The organism is Paracraurococcus lichenis (genome assembly GCF_030657435.1).
Taxonomy (GTDB): Bacteria; Pseudomonadota; Alphaproteobacteria; order Acetobacterales; family Acetobacteraceae; genus Paracraurococcus; species Paracraurococcus lichenis.
On record NZ_JAUTWS010000023.1, the window covers coordinates 26,952 to 45,714 of the forward strand.

An 18,763-nucleotide genomic window follows, 5' to 3' on the forward strand; every position below is an offset into this window, starting at 1 on the left:
GCCGCATCCAGCGGTATGTGCTAATATGTCACGTGCGCGTTAGCATTTTGCGGTACACGCGACGGTTATATTTCGGTGGCAGAGCCCCGGTGTATTGTCCGCCTTGTAAACGAGGCTGGACGTTCTGCAATGATCAGGTATCCCGGAAGCAATGACAGGCGTGTAACGGGGCAAGCAATCTAGGTTTGTAGCTCCGTTACTGCTGCCCCGGTTTGTCGCGCTATTGGCAAGCTGGCCGCCGGGCTTGGGGCCTTTTGCAACTCAGTGTTGGTGGTTTGGCAAGGAGGGTCCCGTGACTCCTTCGACGGTTCTTTGCGTGGTCGGCACGCGCCCCGAGGCGATCAAGATGGCGCCGATCGTGCAGGCATTGCGGCGCTACAACGGGGTGCAGGTCCGCCTCCTGCTCACCGGTCAGCACCGCGACCTGCTCGACCAGGCCCTCGCCGCCTTCGGCCTGCGGGGCGATATCGACCTCGACCTGATGCGGCCGAACCAGACGCTCTCGGGCCTCGCCGCCCGCATCCTCGATGGGCTGGACCCGCTGCTGGCAGAGGCGCCGCCGGCCATGGTGCTGGCGCAGGGCGACACCACCACGGTCATGGCCGCCGCCATCGCCTGCTTCCACCGCCGCATCCCCTTCGGCCATGTCGAGGCCGGGCTGCGCACCGGCGACCTGCAGCACCCCTTCCCCGAGGAGTTCAACCGCATCGTCGCGGGCCGCGCCGCCACGCTGAACTTCGCCCCGACCGAGGGCGCCCGCCTCGCCCTGCTGCGGGAGGGCGTGCCGGAGGCGAGAGTGCACGTCACCGGCAATACCGTGATCGACGCGCTGCTCGACGTCGCCCGCCGCGCCCCGCCGATGCCCGCCGGCCTGCCGCCGCATGGCCGGCTGGTGCTGATGACGCTGCACCGGCGCGAGAGCTTCGGCGAGCCGGTGCGGCAGGTGCTCTCGGCCGTGCAGCGCCTCTGCGCCGCCTTCCCGGACCTGCACGTGCTCTACCCCGTGCATCCCAACCCGAATGTGCGGGAGGCCGCGCATGCCATGCTCGGGGCCAATCCGCAGGTCACGCTGACCGGGCCACTGGGCTATGCCGAGCTGGTCGCGGCCATGCGGCACTGCACCCTGGTGCTGACCGACAGCGGCGGGCTGCAGGAGGAGGCGCCGGCGCTCGGCAAGCCCGTCCTCGTCCTGCGCGAGGTGACGGAGCGGCCGGAGGCGGTGGATCTCGGCGTGGCCCGGCTGGTCGGCACCGATCCCGCCCGCATCCTGGCCGAGGCCTCGGCCCTGCTCACCTCCCCCATCGCCTATGCCGCCATGGCCAAGGGCGTCTCCCCCTATGGCGACGGCCGCGCGGCGGAGCGGATCGCGGCGATCGTCGCCCAGGCCGTCGGCATCCAGCCCGCGCTGCTCGAGCCGGCAGCCTGATCCTCCCCTTCCCGTTCCCCGAAGGAGCCCACCCCTGATGACCCAGGCCCTGGCCACGCGGTTCGACAACCTCCAGGACCTCTGCATCGCCCGGCTGCGGGACTGCGTCGACCCCGCCACCGGCCGCTTCGGCCGGCAGATCCGCGACGGCGTCTGGGCGCCGACCCTCGGCACCGAGAGCCTGACGAGTTCCGCTATCTGCCTGATCGGGCTGAGCCGCGCCGGCATCGACCCGCGCGCCGTCGTGGCCGAGCCGGCGGCGCTCTGCCGCCACCTCGCCCGCCGGGTGCAGGAGGAAGGCTATCCGGGCGGCCTCGGCCTCGTCCTCTGGGCCAACAGCGCGCTGCAGGCGGCGGCGCCGCTCACCCTGCTGGCCGAGGCCGGCTGCGACGCCTCCGACCTCGAGGCGGTGGTGCCGCGGATCACCACCATGGAACTGGCCTGGCTGGTGAGCGGCCTGCTGCATGCCGACCTGCCCGCCCTGCGCCCGGCCTGCGCCGCCGCGCTGCGGGCGCTGGAGGGCCGGCTGGGCCGCGAGACGCTGGTCTTCCGCCACGCCGCGGCGGAGGCGCCGCTGGCGCACCGGCTGCGCGGGCGGATCGCCAATTTCGCCGACCAGGTCTATCCGCTGCAGGCGCTGGCCTTCGCCGCCATCGCGCTCGGCGACCCGGTGCGGCGCGCGCTGGCGGAGCGCTGCGCGAGCCACCTGGTCGCGGCGCAGGGCCCGCTCGGGCAGTGGTGGTGGCACCACGACGCCTCGACCGGCGCGGTGGCGGAGCGCTTCCCGGTCTATTCCGTGCACCAGCACAGCATGGCGCCGATGGCGCTGCGCGCGCTCGCCGTCGCCGGCGGCACGAACCACGCGGCGGCGGCCGCGCGCAGCCGTGCCTGGCTGCAGGGCAACGAGCTCGGCATCGACATGGTCGAGCCCAGCACGGGCATCATCTGGCGCAGCATCGAGCGCGAGGAGGGCGCCCTGGCCCACCGGCTGCGGCATGCGCGCATGCTGCTCGGCCTGCGGACCGGGGCGGGCGAGGCGCCGCGCTTCCGGCTGAACCGCGAGATGCGGCCCTATGAATGGGGCTGGCTGCTCTATGCCTCGGCCATCGAGGGCGGCTCCGCCCCGGCCGGGCACATCGTGTGAAGGGCATCGCCATGACCGAGCCAACACCCCTGCGCCCCCAGGCTGTCCGGCTGCTGGACTGCACCGTCGATGCCCTGCCGCAGGAGGCCGCGCTGCGCTGGTGCCTGGAGACTGCCCGCAGCAGCCCGCGGGCGCGCATCCTGCTGACGGCCAATGCCTCCCACCTCGTCGCCATGCAGGACGACCCGGCGCTGCGTCAGGCGGCGGCGGCGGCCGACCTCGTCACGCCCGACGGCATGTCGCTGGTCTGGGCGGCGCGGCTGCTGGGCGCGCGGGTGCCCGAGCGCGTGACCGGGATCGACCTGCTGGAAGCCTTGCTGGCCGAGGCGCCGCGGCAGGGCCTGCGCGTCTTCCTGCTCGGCGCGAAGCCCGCTGTCATCGAGGGCTTCGTGGCCCTTTGCCGGGAGCGCAATCCGGGCATCGAGATCGCCGGCTGGCGCGACGGCTACTTCACGCCGGCCGACCATCCGGCGGTGGTGCGGCAGATCGCGGAGTCCCGCGCCGACATGCTCTTCGTCGCCATGCCCTCCCCCTTCAAGGATGTCTGGTGCGAGCAGCACCGGGATGCCTTCGAGGTGAAGCTCATCATGGGCGTCGGCGGCGCCTTCGACGTGCTGGCCGGCCTGGTGCCGCGCGCGCCGCGCTGGATGCAGGCGACCGGGCTGGAATGGGCCTGGCGGCTCTGGCTGGAGCCGCGGCGGCTGTGGAAGCGCTACCTCGTCGGCAATAGCCGCTTCCTCTGGCTGGTGCTGCAGGAGCGCCTGCGCGGGCCGATCGCCGCGGTCCAGGCGCAGGGCGAGCGCGCCGAGGATGCGGCGCGCTTGGTGGTGCGCGGCGGAGTGCCCGCCGGGGGGCCCGAACCCCCGCATCCCTAGAGCGGATCGCGGCCGGACGTGACCGGCCGGGAGCGTGAAGCCGCTCCACAATCCGCTGCAGGGCGGATCGCCGCAGAGTGGAAACGCTCGGCGGCATGAACCTGCGCAGCAGATCGAGAGCCTGGAGCATTCTCGCGCTGCGGAATCAGCGCGGGAATGCTCCGGCGATCGCGGCTTCCGCCGATCCGGCGTCGCAGCGCCGCATCCGCCCTGGCGCGGTGGTCGAGCGAGGCCCGGTGGCCGGCCCGCCAGACGCCCGGCCTCCGCCTTGCGCGGGCCGGGGCGGAGGACCGCCCGCCCCGGCCGCGCGCCTCAGGTCGTGCCGAGCCGCGTCTTCGCCAGCGGCAGGCTGCGGATGCGCTGGCCGGTCAGCGCCGCCACCGCATTGGCCACCGAGGGCGGCACGCCGGGCGTGCCCGGCTCGCCGACGCCGCCCATCGGCGCGCCGCTCTCGACGATGCGCACGCTGACCTTCGGCATGCGCGCCGGCGGCAGGATCGGGTAGCCGTCGAAGTTCAGCGCCTGCGGCTCGCCCTTCTCGAACACCACCTCCTCGAGCAGCGCCGAGGAGAGGCCGATGGCGACGGCCGAGCGCACCTGCGCCTCGACGATCGCCGGGTTGACGATGCTGCCCGGGTCGATGGCGACCCAGATTTGGTGCACCACCACCTCGCCATCCCTGATCGAGACCTCGGCGATGGTCGCGGTTTCCGAGCCAAAGGGCGAGGCCATGGCGACGCCGCGGGCGCGGCGCGTGCCGTCCTCGGCCTGGTAGGGCCCGCGCTTCCAGCCGCCGGAGAGTTCACCGACCGCCCGCAGCAAGGTCGCGTGGCGCGGGCTGCCCGACAGCATCGCCATGCGGTACTCGAAGGGATCGCGGCCGGCGGTGCCCGCGAGTTCGTCGATGAAGGACTCGTAGAAGAAGTCGTTCATCGAATGCGCGACGGAGCGCCAGAAGCCGATATTGACGGGCTGCGGCGCCTTGACGAAGTCGATGCGCTTCGCGGCGATGCCGTAGGGCTTCTCCGTCAGCCCCTCGACCACGCTGTCATCGACCTTCGGATTGGCCAGGAAGCCCGGCATGTGCCGCCCGAGCGGGCCCTCGCCGACGGCCGCCGCATGCAGCGCGACGGGCCGGCCCTGCGCATCCAGCCCGGCGCGGAGCTTCACGTAGGAGAGCGGGCGGTAGGCGTCGCGGCGGAACTCCTCCTCCCGGCTCCACAGCACCTTCACCGGCCTGCCCGTCGCCTTGGCCAGGGCGATGGCCTGCGGGAAGACATTCGCCGTGTCGTACAGGAAGTGCCGGCCGAAGAAGCCGCCGAGCATGGGGGAGTGGATCCGCACCTGCTCCGGCTTAAGACCGGCGATCTGCGCCGCCGCGACCTGGTACATCTCCGGCGCCTGGTTGGGCAGCGTCAGGTCCAGCGAGCCGTCCGGCGCGAAGGAGGCGAGCGCCGAGGGCGGCTCGAGCTGCGCATGCGCGAGGTAGGGGGCGTCGTACTCGGCCTCCACGACCTTGGCCGCGCCGCGCAGCGCGGCCTCGACATCGCCATGCGCTTCCGCCGGCTCCGCCGCGCCGCCCACGGCCGCCTTGAAGGCGGCGAGCTGTCCGGCGGAGGAGAAGTCGGCCGGCAGTCCGGCCTCGCCCCAGGTCACCTCCAGCGCCTCGGCCGCCTTGCGGGCGTGCCACCAGCGATCGGCGACGACCGCGACCGCGCCGGGCAGGCGGTGGATGGAATGCACCCCCGGCATCGCCTTCACCGCATCCTCGTTGCCGATGGCCGTGGGCTGCGCGCCGAGGCGCGGCGCATGCGCGATGGCGGCCTGCAGCATGCCATCCGCACGGCTGTCGATGCCGTACCGTGCGGCGCCGGTGGACTTTGCCCTGATATCGAGGCGAGGAACGGATTTGCCGATCAGCCGGAAGCCCGCGGGATCCTTCACCGGCGTGTTCGGCGGCACCGGCTGCTTCGCGGCCGCCTCGGCAAGCTCGCCGTAGGACAGCGCGTGGCCGGTCGCGGCATGCAGCACGCGCCCCGGCTCGGTCGAGAGCTGCTCCGGCGGCACGCCCCAGCGCTCGGCCGCGGCATTCACCAGCATGGCGCGCGCCGTCGCGCCGAGCTTGCGGAACATCTCGTAGCTCGCGCGCGTCGAGAAGCTGCCGCCGGTGAAGCGGACCTGGTCGTTGAACATCATCTGGTAGGCCGCGCCGGCCGGCGCGCAGTCCACGACGAAGCGCGCCGGGTCGGCGTCCAGCTCCTCCGCGATGATCTGGGCGGAGGAGGTGGCGATGCCCTGCCCGCCCTCGACGAAGGGGCTCAGCAGGCGGATGGTGCCGTCCGTCTCGATGCGGAGATAGGCCGCGACCTCCGTCGCGTGCCGCGACAGCGGCGGGCCCTTCTGCGCGCGGGCGCCGCGCGGCAGGCCGAAGGCCAGCAGCAGCGCGCCGGCGGCGCCGGCGCCCAGCAGGTCGCGGCGGGAGGCGGAGACATTGGCGATCTCGCCGGCGGCGAGGCGGAAGATGTTGCCCATTGCGTCCGCTTCCCTCAGGCCGCCGTGCCGGCGCGGCGCACCGCGGCGGCGATGTCGAGATAGGTGCCGCAGCGGCAGAGATTGGTCATCGCATCGGCGATGTCGGCCTCCGTCGGCTTCGGCGTCTGCAGCAGCAGCGCGGTCGCGGCGACCACCTGGCCGGACTGGCAGTAGCCGCATTGCGGCACCTGCTGCGCGACCCAGGCCTCCACCACCTTCCGGCCCACGGGGTGGTCGGCCATCGCCTCGATGGTCAGCACCTGCTGGCCGGCCACGCTCTCGACCGGCACCTGGCAGCTCCGCATCACCTGCCCGTCCACCAGGACCGAGCAGGCGCCGCACTGCGCGACGCCGCAGCCGTACTTGGTGCCGGTCATGCCGAGCCAGTCCCGCAGCACCCAGAGCAGCGGCGTATCGGGCTCCGCATCCACGCGCTGGCTGCGGCCGTTGACGGTGATCTCGATCATCGGGGCTGCTCCGTGCTGGAGGATTCGCGCCGCACCGGTTGCCCGGCAGGGCGATCACGAGCGACATGGCGGGAGCGGCGTGGGTGTCCAGGCGCCCCCCGCCATCCGGCGGAGCCGGATCATGCCTGTATTGGTCGGCTTTCCGGCAATCGCGATCGCGCTGTCGTTGCAGTGCAGCATGAAACCGTCGCGGTTCGCGGCCTGCGCTACGCCGTGCCGAGCAGTTCCGCCCGGTATTCGTCCAGCACGCGCAGCTTCCCGCCGGGCTGCTCGACATGCCAGAAGGCCCAGCCGTTGCAGGACGGCGCCTCCTGCACCGCGGCGCCCACCTGGTGGATGGAGCCCTGCGCGCGGCCGCAGCGGAGGGACCCATCGGCCGCGACCGTCGCACTCCAGCGCCGCGCGCGGTCGGTCAGCAGGGTGCCGGCGGGGATGATGCCGCGCTCGACCAGCGTGCCGAAGGGCAGGCGCGGCTGCTCCCGCCTGCCCTGCGTGACCAGGGCGGCGGTCTCGGAGATCGGCTCGATCGCCGCGATGCGCTCCTTCGCCGCCTCGGCATAGGCGGGATCGCGCTCCAGCCCCAGGAAGCGGCGGCCGAGGCGTTTGGCGACCGCGCCGGTGGTGCCGGTGCCGAAGAAGGGGTCAAGCACGACCTCGCCCGGCGCGGTGCAACTCAGGATCACCCGATGCAGCAGCGCCTCCGGCTTCTGGGTCGGGTGCAGCTTGCCGCCCTTCTCGTCGCGCAGCCGTTCCTGGCCGGTGCAGAGCGGGATGAACCAGTCGCTCCGCATCTGCACCTCCTCGTTCAGCGCCTTCATCGCCGCGTAGTTGAAGCGGTAGCGGCTCTCCGCCCCGCGGGCGGCCCAGATCAGCGTCTCATGCGCATTGGTGAAGCGGCGGCCCCGGAAATTCGGCATCGGGTTCGCCTTGCGCCAGATGATGTCGTTCAGCACCCAGAAGCCCAGGTCCTGCAGCGTGGCGCCGAGGCGGAAGACGTTGTGGTAGCTGCCGATCACCCAGATGGTGCCGTCCTTGCGCAGCACCCGCCGCGCCTCGGCCAGCCAGGCGCGGGTGAAGGCGTCGTAGGCGGGCAGGCCGTCGAAGCGGTCCCACTCGTCGTCCACCCCGTCCACCAGGCTGTCGTCCGGCCGGCGCAGGTCGCCCTTGAGCTGCAGGTTGTAGGGCGGGTCGGCGAAGATCGCATGCACCGAGGCCGGCGGCAGCCGCCGCATCAGGTCGATGCAGTCCCCGACCAGCACCTGATCGAGTGGCAGATCCAGGCCGGTTCCCACGCTGTCCCTCATGCCATCGCGCGCCGGCCTCCCGCATGCCGGGGCGGCCCGGATCGATGCGATCGGGGCGCGAATCCCCACGAGTCGCCACATTCGCCGCGCGGAGTCCCGGGGTCAATGGAAGCTTGGCCCACCGGCTATGGCGCGAGCGCGAGCGTGGCCCGATCCACCGGCGCGAAGCCGCGGCGATGGTGCGGGCAGGGGCCATGCGCGGCCAGCGCCGCCCGGTGCCGCGCCGTCGGATAGCCGGCATGGGCGGCGAAGCCGTAGTCCGGCCAGCGCGGGTCGAGCCGCGCCATCGCCCGGTCCCGCGTGACCTTGGCGAGGATGGAGGCGGCGGCGATCGAGAGGCTCAGCCCGTCCCCGCCGATGACGCACTGCACCGGGCACGGCAGGGGCGGCGGCCGGTTGCCGTCGACCAGCGCGAGGTCGGGCGGCCGCCGCAGCCGCGCCAGGGCACGCGCCATGGCAAGATGGGTCGCACGCAGGATGTTCAGCCGGCCGATCTCGGCGGCGGAGGCGGCGGCGATGCCGATCTCCGCCTCGCCCCGCGCCGCGGTCGCGCGCAGGGCGGCGAAGGCGGCCTCGCGCGCCGCCGCGCTTAGGCGCTTGCTGTCGTCGAGCAGCGCGGCGAGGTCCCCGGGCACGCCGCGCGGGAAGACCACGGCGGCGGCGAGGACGGGGCCCGCGAGCGGGCCGCGCCCGGCCTCATCGATCCCGGCGACCCGGCCGCCCGCCGCCAGTTCCAGGGAGAAATCCGGCATGGTGGGCAGGGTAGGGCAAAGGACGCCCGGGGGGAGCCTCCCGGACCCCGGAATTCGCTCGGCTGGGATGAAGGGCCGGATCCTCCGCCGCCGCGCGATCAGGCCGGGGTGGCCAGCGGCTTGTCCTTCTCCACCACATAGGTGATGGCGAGGCGGCAGGGCTTCAGCGTCTTCCCGCCATGCACCGCGCCGGGCGGCACCTGGAAGCCCTCGCCGGCGGTGAAGCGCTTGCTGGGCTGGCCCTGCACCTCGAGCTCCAGCTCGCCCTCCATGACAACGGTGGATTCGATGCCCGGATGGGTGTGGCGGGCGATCACCGTCTCCGCCGGCGCCTCCAGCGTCATCAGGATCGAGATCTTGCCGTCGCCGGGATAGTCGATGGTGCTGAGAGTCTTGCGCTGCACGCCCTGGGCCTGCGCCGGCTCGACGCCCGTGGCGATCAGGCCGACCGCGCTGCAGATGGCGCAGGTGATGAAGCCGCGACGGGATGCCATGACGTGTGTCCTCCTCGGGTGTTTCGATCCCGGGACGCTAGAGCAGATCGCCGCGGCGTGGAAACGCCCTGCGGCGTGACCCTGTCCGGACCACCAGCGCCCGGCGGCGCCGGCGCGTGCAAGCCGCTTGGCCCGCCCGCGCGGCGCGCGCTAGGCTGGATGGCCAAGAAGAACACAGGAGGCGTCCATGCCCGACGGGGCGAGCAAGCCGATGCGCCAGCGCCTGACGAAGGACGAGCCCTCGCCGCCTTCGGTCTTCCTCGACGTGCCGAATATGCCCTGGGAGGAGACCAAGTTCCCCGGCATCAAGTGCAAGACGCTCTACAGCGACGGCAGCGGCATGGCGACGCTGCTGCTCGAGCTCGAGCCCGGCGCGGTGGTGCCGCTGCACGAGCACACGGCGATCGAGCAGACCTATGTCCTCGCCGGCCATTTCGTCGACGAGGAAGGCGAGTGCCTGCCCGGCCAGTTCGTCTGGCGGCCGGAGGGCAACACGCATGTCGCCTGGGCCGGGAAGGAAGGCGCGACCATCCTCGGCATCTTCCTCCGGCCCAACATCTTCGCCGATGGCCGGCCCTTCTTCACGCAGGACAGGCCGTAGCCGCCCGTCCCGCCATGCACGGCCGCGGCCCGGGGAAGGCCGCGGCCGTGCACCCCGCCCGGGCGCGGGGCGGCGCCGATGGGCGGGATGGCCGGGTGGGGGGAAGCAGCCCGGCCATGACGCGGGGGGACGGCCGTCGCGCCGGCTAGAGCAGCTCCAATTGCCGCGGCTCCGCCCGCTCCGGCGGCGGGGCGAACTGGCCGCAGTCGAGCGGCTGGCTGCGGGCATTCGTGCCGGAGAGGCCGAGCCGCGCCGCCGCCACCTGGAAGCGCTGCGCCAGCATGTCGGCATAGGCGCCGGTGCCGGTCTGCCGCAGGCCCCAGCGGCTGTCATAGGCGCGGCCGCCGCGCGTCTCCCGCACCAGGGCGAGCACCCGCGCCGCCCGGTCCGGCACATGCGCCTGCAGCCATTCCTCGAACATCTGCCGGATCTCGAGCGGCAGGCGCAGCAGGACGTAGCCCGCGCGGGTGGCGCCGGCCCTGCAGGATTCGGACAGAATGCGCTCCAGCTCCGCGTCGTTCAGCCCGGGGATCATCGGCGCCGCGAGCACGCCGGTCGGCACGCCCGCCTGGGTCAGCGCCGCGATGGCCTGCAGCCGGCGCCAGGGCGCGGCGGCGCGGGGCTCCATCCGCCGGGCGAGGTTCGCATCCAGCGTCGTGACGGACAGGCAGACATGCACCAGGTTGCGCCGCGCCATGCGGGTCAGGATGTCGAGGTCGCGCAGCACGCCGGCCGACTTGGTCACGATGGTGACGGGGTGACCGAAGCGCTCCAGCACCTCCAGCACCTGCCGGGTGATCAGCAGGCTGCGCTCGATCGGCTGGTAGGGGTCGGTATTGGCGCCGAGCGCGACGGGCCGCGGCTCGTAGCCCGGGCGGCGCAGTTCCTTCTCCAGCAGCGCCGGCAGGTCGGGCTTGAAGAGCAGCTTGGTCTCGAAATCCAGGCCGGGGGAATAGCCGACATAGGCATGGCTCGGCCGGGCATAGCAGTAGACGCAGCCATGCTCGCAGCCGCGATAGGGGTTCAGCGACCGGTCGAAGCCGATATCGGGACTGTCGTTGAAGGTGAGGGCGGTCTTCGCCCTCTCCCGCAGCAGCGTGGTCGGCAGCGGCGGCAACTCGGAGAAATCGGCCAGTGTGTCCCAGCCGTCGTCGAAGGCCTCGCGCGCCGTGGACTCGTACCGGATGGCGGGATTCGACACCGCGCCGCGGCCCTTGCGCAGCCCCGGCAGCCCGGCAGAAGCGGAGAGACCATCCGGCATGGCGGCGTTCCCATTCTGTTCGTTAGCACCTTGCCGGGTTCCCCGGCCCGGTGTCAAGAACAGTTTGGGAACACTTGGTTAAGAAAGCCTTGGAACAAAGCCCGACCATCGTCATCCCGACGCTGAATGCCGCGGCCGGCCTCGCCGCGACGCTCGCCGCCTGCGCCGAGGCCGGGGCGGAGATCCTCGTCGCCGATGCCGGCAGCACTGACGGCACGGCGGCGATCGCCCGCGCCGCCGGGGCGCGGCTGGTGCAGGCGCCGCACGGGCGGGGGATGCAGCTTGCCGCCGGGGCGGCGGAAGCGCGGGGGGACTGGCTGTTCTTCCTGCATGCCGACACGCGGCCGGCGTCGGGCTGGTCGGCGGCCGCGCGCGCCTTCATGGCCGGTCCCGGCAACCGCGGCCGCGCCGCGCATTTCGCCTTCGCCCTCGATGATCCCTCGCCCGAGGCGCGGCGGCTGGAGCGGCTGGTGGCCTGGCGCTGCCGCGCGCTCGCGCTGCCCTATGGCGACCAGGGGCTGCTGCTCTCCCGCGCGCTGTATGAGGCCGTGGGCGGGTTCCGGCCCATCCCGCTGATGGAGGATGTGGACCTGGTCCGCCGCCTGGGCCGGCGGCGGATCGTCGGGCTGCCCGTCCCTGCCGTCACCTCGGCCGAGCGCTGGCGGCGGGAGGGCTGGCGCCGCCGCTCGGCGCGCAACCTGGCCTGCCTGTCGCTCTGGTTTCTCGGCGTGCCGCCGCGGCTGATCCGGAAGCTCTATGCATGAGGGGCGACACGCTGATCGTCTTCGCCCGCGCGCCGCGCCTCGGCACCGTCAAGCGGCGGCTGGCAGCCGGGATCGGCGACATGGCGGCGCTGCGCTTCTACAAGGGGCAACTCCGGCGAATGATGCGGGAGGTGGGGCGCGACCGCCGCTGGCGGACGGTGCTGGCCGTCACGCCGGACCGACCGCGCTGGCCCACCGGCCTGGCCGCGGTGGGGCAGGGGCGGGGCGACCTCGGCCAGCGGATGGGCCGGGCGCTGGCGCGGCACCGGCGGGCGGTGCTGGTCGGCTGCGACATCCCGGGGCTCAAGCGGGCGGATGTTGCCGCGGCCTTCCGGGCGCTCGGCCGGGCGCAGGCGGTGTTCGGTCCTGCGGAGGATGGCGGCTACTGGCTGGTGGGCTTCGGCCCGCGCCGGCCGCCGGCGCCCTTCGCCCGGGTGCGCTGGTCGACTGAGCATGCGCTGGCTGACACGCTGGCGAATTGCCGCGGCCATCGCATCGCGTTGCTGCGCCGGCTGCGGGACGTGGATACCGCCGCCGACCTCCGCGCCCTCGGTCCGCCCCGCGAAGGCGGCTGAGGCGTCGCCGCCGCATGGCCGAATGCCGGGCGGCCGGAGCGGCGCCAGGGATGCCGCGCAACGGAAGCGCGCTCTCGCAAGCCGAGCGGCCGCGTCCTCGACCCCGTTCCGAGCCTCGCCTGCGCTCGACCGGGCCGGGCGTGCCCGATCCGACGAAGTCGGTTCAGCCGCGGCCGCGCCGCGCGGGCGCTGCCGGCGCGGATACCGGTGCGGCTGCCCCCGCCGGCCGGCCCGCATCGAAGCCGAGGAACCCGATCTCCGGATTGGCCGCGCCGCCATCCCCGGCCCAGAGCCGCGGGTTGCGCACGACCGGGGCCGGCATCGGCACGCCGCGCTCGGCGGCCGGCGCGGGCACCGGCGGCTCGGCCGGGCGGCGGCCGCGGGCGGCGGGCGCCGGCTTCACCGGCGGCTCCTCCTCCGGCGGCCCGGCCACCCGCGTGCCGCCCCGGACCGAGAGCAGGTAGAACATGATCTCGTTCCGCCCCTGATCGACCGCCGCATCCACTGGCGTCAGGCCGAGCACGTTCCGCGCCTCGAGATCGGCGCCGCGCGCCACCGCATCCCGCGCCGCGGCGATGTCGCCGCGGTTGATGGCGTCGAACAGCGCCGCATTGGGCGAGAGCACCTGGGTCGGGTCGCCCGGGATCGGCGCCGGTGCGTCGCGGTTCTGCAGCCCGGGCAGGGCGGGCGGCGGCGGCCGGGTGGCGTTCTGCGAGGCATCCGGCCGCGGCACGCGGCTCGGGCCGCGGGCGAACTGCGCAGCGGCCTCGCCGGAGGGCAGGGCGAGGGCGATCAGGGCGAGCGGCAGCAGACGGGCAGGGGCGCGCATGGCGCCTGCTTACCGCGCTCCGCCACAGGCCGCCAGCCAGGGCGGATCGCCGCAGGGCAGAAACGCTTACAGGCGCAAAACCTCCGGCAGCGCCCTACCGGCACCCATTCCCGCGGAAGGTGAAGCCCGCCACGCGCCCCTGCCGCACGCCGAAGGTGATGCTGCAGACCCGGTTGATGACCAGCGGCGGGGAGTAGATCGGCGCCCCCCAGCGCCGATAGGGGCCGCCCGGCCAGAAGGGGTCGCCCGGATAGACCGTGCTGGTGCGGTCCTCGTATTGCAGGAAGCGCGTGCCCTCGGCCTCATAGGTCGCGTTCGGCACGCCGAGCGCACCGACCAGCTCGGCCTCCGTCCTGCCGACCAGCGGCTGCAGCCGCGCCTCGAGCGGCGGCTCCTGCGCGCAGGCAGCCAGCGCCAGCAGGGTCAGGAACAGCAATCGCCGCATCAGCGCCCCTCGCGCCGCCACGCCAGCACCGCGACGCCGAGGATGAGCGGCAGGGCCAGCCAGGGCGGCAGCAGCGGCAGGGCGGCGATCCCGGTCACCGTATGGTCGCCGTTGCGCCGCAGGCCGATCCAGTTGGCGCCCTGCGCGTCGCGGCCCGGCGCCACGCGGCGCAGTTCCGGCAGCGCCGGCTCCGCCCCGGTGCCGAGCCAGCGCTGCCCCCCGCCCGTCGCGGCCAGGATGGGCGCCAGCCGCGCGCCATCGGCGCGGAGGTCGGCGATCTCCAGCGGATTGGTATTGGCGGCGGCGACGAAGGTCGTGCGCTTGCCGTCCGTCACCTGCCAGACGCCCGGCTGCTCCGCCGGCATCTCCGCCGTGGCGCGGCCGCCCGCGCCGGCCTGCAGCGGCATGCGGCGCGCGCTGCCGTCCGGGGCGGTGATCGTCACCTCGGGCGGTGGCCCGGCCTCGACGCTGCGGCGGAGGACGCGCAGCCGCCCGGCCTCGATGCGGGCGGTCAGGTCCTCCTCCTCCAGCTCCGGCTCGCGCATCAGCCAATGGGCGGCGCGGCGCAGCAACTCGGCCTGCGGCCCGCCGCCGTCATGCCCGCGCGACCAGAGCCAGATATGGTCGGAGAGCAGCAGCGCGACCCGGCCCTCCCCGACCCGATCGAGGACCATGAGCGGGGCGCCGCCGGCCGCCTCCATGACCGTGGTCCCGCCGCGGGTATCGGCGCGCATGCTGCGGTACCAGCGGCCCCAGCTCGCCTCGTGCTGCTCGTCCGGGTTGGCGCCGGTCAGCCCTTCCGTCACCGGATGGCGGGCGCCGAGGGCGGTCACCATCGGCCGGAAGGCCCCCTCCGCCGCGCCGTTGCCGCCGCCCTGCGGCGGCCGCGCCGGCAGCACGGCGCCGAGCGGCGTCGAGGCGAGGCTGACGGGGCCGGCGAATTCCGGCCCCACCGACATCAGCAGCGCGCCGCCGCCGCGGACATAGTCGGCGATGTTGCGGAGATAGGCCGGCGGCAGGATGCCGCGATTGGCGAAGCGGTCGAAGACGACCAGGTCGAACTCGCGGAGCTTCACCTGGAACAGCTCGCGGACGGGGAAGGCGATCAGCGCCAGCTCATTCAGCGGCGTCAGGTCGTCCTTCTCCGGCGGGCGGAGGATGGTGAAGTGAACGAGATCGACGCCCGGATCGGCCTTCAGCAGGCGGCGCCAGGTGCGCTCGCCGGCATGCGGCTCGCCGCTCACCAGCAGCACGCGCAGCCGGTCGCGCACGCCCGTCACCGTGACCACGGCGCGGTTGTTGAGCTCGGAGACCTCGCCCGGCCGCGCCTCGGCGGCGAGCTCGATGACGGTCGGTCCGCCGCGCTCGATCGGCACCTCGATGCGGTGCTCGCGGCCCACCGGCACGCTCTCGATCCGCGGCGGCTGGCCGTCCCGGCGGATGGAGAGGCGGGCGGCGCCGCCCGCGTTCGGCACCCCGAGATCGTCCACCGCCACCCGCAGCTCGACCGCGCGGCCGACGATGCCGAAGCCCGGCGCCTCGATGATGCGCAGCCGCCGGTCCACCTCGCCGGGCTTGCCGGGGAGCAGGAGGTGGAAGGGCGCCTCGACGGGGGAGGCCGCCGGGACGTCGTGCACCTGGCCGTCGCTCAGCGCGATGACGCCGGCGAGGCGCGGGCGCGGGATCTCCGCCAGCGCCCGCTCCATGGCGGTGAAGAGGCGCGTGCCCTGGTTGCCCGCCTCCGGCACCTCGACGGTGCGCAGCTCCAGCTCGGGCAGCTTGCCGGCGCGCGCCTCGATGGCGGCGCGGGCGGCCTCGAGCTGCTTCGCGCGGTCGCCGATGCGGGCGCTGTCGGAGCGGTCGACGACCAGCAGGGCGATGTCGGGCCGCGTCTCGCGCGTCTCCTCGACCAGCCGCGGATTGGCCAGCGCGAGGAGGATGAGGGCGAAGGCGAGCGCCCGCAGCGGCGTGCCCCGCGCCCGCCGCCAGAGCGCCGGGACGAGGGAGAGCGCCGCGACCGCGGCGAGGGCGCCGAGCAGCCAGAGCGGCAGGACGGGGGCGAGGTCGATGCCGGCGAGGGCCTGGGTCATGGCGTGGCCTCCGCCGGCAGGCCGTGCCTGGCACGGAGCGCTGCGACATCCTCTCCGGCCATGGCCATCCGCATCTCCGCCTGCGCGCGGATCGCGGCGCAGAGCCCCGGCAGCAGGGGCTCATGCGCGCAGCGCGCATCCATCTCGGTGTAGACCAGGTCGCGCTCCACCGGTTCCCAGGTCGAGAGGTCGGCGAGGTTGTGCCGCGCCTGCACCTCGAGGTGGTCGAGCGCACGCAGCAGCCGGGATCCGGCCGTCCCGCCCGCCTCGTACTCCTCCCGGAGGTCGAGCAGCATGCCTGCCTCCGGGCTCAATTGCCGAGCCTCTCGAGAATGGCCGGCACATGCACCTGGTCGCCCTTGTAGTTGCCGGTCAGCGCGTACATCACGAGGTTGACGCCGAAGCGATAGGCCAGCGTCCGCTGCCGCGTCCCGCCCGGCACCACGGCGAAGGGGTTGTTGCCCCGCGCGTCGATCGCCCAGGCCGCCGCCCAGTCATGCCCGCCGATGATGACCGGCGAGACGCTGTCATTCGCCCGGTCCTGGTCGCGCGCCACCCAGACCGGGCCGCCGGCGAAGCGCCCGGGCAGGTCCACCAGCAGGTAGAAGGCGCGCCTGAGGACATGGTCCTCCGACACCTGCGCCAGGGGCGGGATCGCCAGGTCGCGGGTGACGCGGCGGAGGGCGGCGCGGGCGCCGCTGGCGAAGCCCTCGCCCGAGCCCTCGTCCCGCGTGTCGAACAGGATGATGCCGCCATGGCGCATGAAGTCGTTCAGCGCCGTCACCGCCTGGGCATCGGGCTGCGGCGCGTCGGGCGTGATCACCCAGTAGAGCAGGGGGTAGAAGGAGAGGTCGTCCTGCCCCGGTGTCACCGCCGCCGGATCGGCCAGCGCCGCCGCGGTCCGCCGGTTCACGAAGTCGGACAGCCCGACCAGCCCCATGCGCTGCGTCTCGTCCAGCGAGGAATCGCCTGTCACGACATAGGCGAGGCGGGTGGCCAGCACCGGGTCGCCCTCCGGCCCGCCGGCCGAGCCGCGCTGCGCCATGGCGGGTGCGGCGGCGAGCAGCGCGAGCGCCGCCACGGCGCCCACCCGCGCGGCGCGCGGCACCGCCAGCAGGCCGCGCAGGACCAGCCCGATGACGAGGTCGGCGGCCAGCAGCAGCAGCGCCGCCGCCAGCAGCCAGGGGCCGAGGTCGCGCTCGGCCGGGATGCCGCCGATCGCCAGCACCGAGGTGCCCGGCGGCGGCGGCGGCGCGGCGCGCGGGCCGGGGATGGCGCCGCCGAGGTTCAGCGCCCGGCGATAGGCGGCATTCGCCGCGTCCTGGCCGGGCGTGCCGTACCAGCCCGGCGGGTTGCGCGGGGAGGGCACCGTGCCCTCGATGGCGGAGGCCGGCAGGGCGCTCGCCGCCGGCGGCGCCGCGCCCAGCCGGCCGAAGCCGTCCAGCGTCTCGAGCGGGGCGAGCGGCGCGTCGCCCTCCTGCCCCTGGATGCCGGCCGAGAGGGCGACGATCCGCCGCAGCATCTGCACGAAGAGGCCCGAGAGCGGCAGGTTCGACCACTCGGCATTGGCGGTCACGTGGAACAGCACGATGCGCCCCTGGCCGCGCGCCTCGGCGGTGACCAGCGGCGTGCCGTCCGCGAGCCGCGCCCAGGTCCGCTCCGACAGGCGCGGGGAGGGCTCGGCCAGCACCTGCCGCTCCACCGTCACCTCGGCCGGCACGGGCAGGCCCAGGAAGGGCGAATGGTCGGGGAAGGGCGCCAGGCGCTGCGGCTGCTCCCAGGAGAGCGAGCCGCCCAGCGAGCGCTCGGCCCTGAGCGGCACCGGCAGCAGCGGATCCTGATGGTCGGCGATGCGCGGCCCGGCGAAGCGGATCAGCGTGCCGCCGCGCTCCACCCAGCGGGTCAGGGCGTCGCGCTCGACGCCCTCGGCCACCGGCCGGTCGGCCAGTGCCAGCACGGCGATCGGGCGGGAGAGCAGCCGGTCGAGCGGGCCGCGGCGGATCTCGACGAAGGGCGCCAGCGCCCGGTCGAGGTAGAAGAGGTCGCCGATCAGCGGCGCGTCGGCGCTCTCCTCCTGCGCCGGCAGCAGGCCGACGGGCCGGCGGCGGAAGCGCTCGTCCAGCAGCACCACGCCGCCGGCGCCGGTCTCGCCCTCGATCTCAAGGCGCACCACCTGGTTGCGCAGCTCGACCGGCAGTTCCAGGACCCCCTCGCCCTGCGCGGCATTGGCCGGGACCGGCACGGTCGCCTGGGCCAGCGCGCGGCCATCGCCGGTGCGGGCCAGCACCACCGCTTCGGACGGGGTCGGCAGCGGCCGCTGCTGCACCGTGAGGCGGAGCCGGTCGGCCTCCGCCACCGGCGGCGGCAGCAGCCGGACCGGCCGGGCCGCATCCATGGCGAGGGTCAGCGTCCCCGCCCCGGCGAGCGCGGCCTGGAAGGGCGCGGCGCCGGCCTCGGCATGCTCGATGCCGTCGCTGACCAGCAGGGTGCTGACCGGCCCGGTATTGGTCGTGCGCCAGGCCTGGAAGGCGGCCAGCGCCGCCGCCCGGTCCGGCGCCCAGGGCTTGGGCCGGAGCGCCGCGAGCCGCGCCCGCAGGTCCTCGGCCGGCATGGGGCCGATCACCCGCGGCGCATCACCTGTTTCGGAAGGCGCGGTCGCCAGCAGGGCGGCCCGCCGTCCCTCCCGTGCCGCGCGGTCGAGCGCGGCCCCGGCGGCCGCCATGCGGGCCGGCCAGTCGGCCGCCGCGGCCCAGCCGTCGTCCAGGACCAGGAGCTGCGTGCCCTCGCCGCCCACCCCGCCGCGCGGGCCGAGCACCGGCTGGGCGAGGCCGAGGATGAGCAGCGCGGCCGCCACGATCCTGAGCAGCAGCAGCCACCAGGGCGTGCGGGCCGGCGTCTCCTGCGTGATGGGCAGGTCGCGCAGCAGGCGGAGCGCCGGGAAGCCGATGCGCCGCGGTGCCGGCGGCGTGACCCGCAGCAGCCACCACAGGATCGGCAGCGCCGGCAGGGCCAGCAGCAGCCAGGGCGCGGCGAAGGCGATCGGGCCAAGGCTCAGCATGCGGGACTCGGCGTCGGGGTGGGGGGGCGCAGTCTTGCGGCGCTGTGGAGCATGCGCGGGCCTTGCCGGGAGGACCGGTCGAGGCACGTCGCGTGCCAGGCCGGGCCCGTCCTCAATGCTTTTGTGTGCCTAACTGGCAACGAACT

General features: G+C 74.3%; 17 protein-coding genes. 6 read left to right on the plus strand and 11 right to left on the minus strand.

The features are described 5' to 3' along the window. Positions 1–292 precede the first annotated feature (292 nt). The 3 genes from wecB to Q7A36_RS21670 are packed head-to-tail and all read left to right on the plus strand — an operon-like array spanning position 293 to position 3,445. Positions 293–1,426: a non-hydrolyzing UDP-N-acetylglucosamine 2-epimerase gene (gene wecB, locus Q7A36_RS21660; protein ID WP_305105833.1), complete on the plus strand. Its 1,134-nt coding sequence runs from the start codon at positions 293–295 to the stop codon at positions 1,424–1,426. A gap of 37 nt (positions 1,427–1,463) precedes the next feature. Beyond that, positions 1,464–2,570 carry a hypothetical protein gene (locus Q7A36_RS21665; RefSeq protein WP_305105834.1) on the plus strand — a complete coding sequence of 369 codons (1,107 nt, stop codon included), beginning with the start codon at positions 1,464–1,466 and terminating at the stop codon, positions 2,568–2,570. Between the two features lie 11 nt (positions 2,571–2,581). Next, positions 2,582–3,445, plus strand: coding sequence for a WecB/TagA/CpsF family glycosyltransferase (locus Q7A36_RS21670; protein ID WP_305105835.1), 864 nt, complete (start codon positions 2,582–2,584; stop codon positions 3,443–3,445). Between the two features lie 312 nt (positions 3,446–3,757). On the opposite strand, the gene Q7A36_RS21675 is transcribed toward Q7A36_RS21670, so the two are convergent. The 5 genes from Q7A36_RS21675 to Q7A36_RS21695 all read right to left on the minus strand — a co-directional run bounded on the left by Q7A36_RS21675 (position 3,758) and on the right by Q7A36_RS21695 (position 8,994). Beyond that, on the minus strand, positions 3,758–5,977 hold the full coding sequence (locus Q7A36_RS21675) for a xanthine dehydrogenase family protein molybdopterin-binding subunit (RefSeq protein WP_305105836.1): 2,220 nt from the start codon (positions 5,975–5,977) through the stop codon (positions 3,758–3,760). Between the two features lie 14 nt (positions 5,978–5,991). After that, positions 5,992–6,444 (minus strand): (2Fe-2S)-binding protein, encoded by a 453-nt coding sequence (locus Q7A36_RS21680; RefSeq protein ID WP_305105837.1) that lies wholly within the window; start codon positions 6,442–6,444, stop codon positions 5,992–5,994. 206 nt (positions 6,445–6,650) lie between these two features. Further along, positions 6,651–7,748: a site-specific DNA-methyltransferase gene (locus Q7A36_RS21685; RefSeq protein WP_305105838.1), complete on the minus strand. Its 1,098-nt coding sequence runs from the start codon at positions 7,746–7,748 to the stop codon at positions 6,651–6,653. 125 nt (positions 7,749–7,873) lie between these two features. After that, positions 7,874–8,500 carry a ribonuclease HII gene (locus Q7A36_RS21690; protein WP_305105839.1) on the minus strand — a complete coding sequence of 209 codons (627 nt, stop codon included), beginning with the start codon at positions 8,498–8,500 and terminating at the stop codon, positions 7,874–7,876. Between the two features lie 98 nt (positions 8,501–8,598). After that, positions 8,599–8,994, minus strand: coding sequence for a cupin domain-containing protein (locus Q7A36_RS21695; protein ID WP_305105840.1), 396 nt, complete (start codon positions 8,992–8,994; stop codon positions 8,599–8,601). Between the two features lie 187 nt (positions 8,995–9,181). Between Q7A36_RS21695 and Q7A36_RS21700 the strand changes: the two genes are divergently transcribed. Next, on the plus strand, positions 9,182–9,595 hold the full coding sequence (locus Q7A36_RS21700) for a cupin domain-containing protein (protein ID WP_305105841.1): 414 nt from the start codon (positions 9,182–9,184) through the stop codon (positions 9,593–9,595). Between the two features lie 145 nt (positions 9,596–9,740). Here the strand turns inward: Q7A36_RS21700 and Q7A36_RS21705 are convergent, their stop codons facing one another. Then, entirely contained in the window at positions 9,741–10,856 is a 1,116-nt protein-coding gene (locus Q7A36_RS21705; RefSeq protein WP_305105842.1) for a PA0069 family radical SAM protein, read from the minus strand. An 89-nt stretch (positions 10,857–10,945) separates the two neighbouring features. On the opposite strand from Q7A36_RS21705, the gene Q7A36_RS21710 reads away from it, so the two are divergent. Next, on the plus strand, positions 10,946–11,620 hold the full coding sequence (locus tag Q7A36_RS21710) for a TIGR04283 family arsenosugar biosynthesis glycosyltransferase (RefSeq protein ID WP_305105843.1): 675 nt from the start codon (positions 10,946–10,948) through the stop codon (positions 11,618–11,620). Then, the gene (locus Q7A36_RS21715) at positions 11,617–12,195 is read left to right on the plus strand and encodes a TIGR04282 family arsenosugar biosynthesis glycosyltransferase (protein ID WP_305105844.1); all 579 of its coding nucleotides are present in this window, start codon (positions 11,617–11,619) and stop codon (positions 12,193–12,195) included. The genes Q7A36_RS21710 and Q7A36_RS21715 overlap by 4 nt, the downstream gene beginning before the upstream one ends. A gap of 163 nt (positions 12,196–12,358) precedes the next feature. Here the strand turns inward: Q7A36_RS21715 and Q7A36_RS21720 are convergent, their stop codons facing one another. The 5 genes from Q7A36_RS21720 to Q7A36_RS21740 form a co-directional block, all read right to left on the minus strand. Further along, positions 12,359–13,024, minus strand: a complete 666-nt coding sequence (locus tag Q7A36_RS21720) for an ankyrin repeat domain-containing protein (protein WP_305105845.1) — start codon at positions 13,022–13,024, stop codon at positions 12,359–12,361. Between the two features lie 94 nt (positions 13,025–13,118). After that, positions 13,119–13,469 (minus strand): hypothetical protein, encoded by a 351-nt coding sequence (locus Q7A36_RS21725; protein WP_305105846.1) that lies wholly within the window; start codon positions 13,467–13,469, stop codon positions 13,119–13,121. Then, positions 13,469–15,559, minus strand: coding sequence for a hypothetical protein (locus tag Q7A36_RS21730; RefSeq protein WP_305105847.1), 2,091 nt, complete (start codon positions 15,557–15,559; stop codon positions 13,469–13,471). The genes Q7A36_RS21725 and Q7A36_RS21730 overlap by 1 nt, the downstream gene beginning before the upstream one ends. Next, positions 15,556–15,855: a hypothetical protein gene (locus tag Q7A36_RS21735; RefSeq protein WP_305105848.1), complete on the minus strand. Its 300-nt coding sequence runs from the start codon at positions 15,853–15,855 to the stop codon at positions 15,556–15,558. Before Q7A36_RS21735 ends, Q7A36_RS21730 begins: the two co-directional genes overlap by 4 nt. A 14-nt stretch (positions 15,856–15,869) precedes the next feature. Continuing rightward, on the minus strand, positions 15,870–18,617 hold the full coding sequence (locus Q7A36_RS21740) for a DUF4159 domain-containing protein (RefSeq protein WP_305105849.1): 2,748 nt from the start codon (positions 18,615–18,617) through the stop codon (positions 15,870–15,872). Positions 18,618–18,763 lie beyond the last annotated feature (146 nt).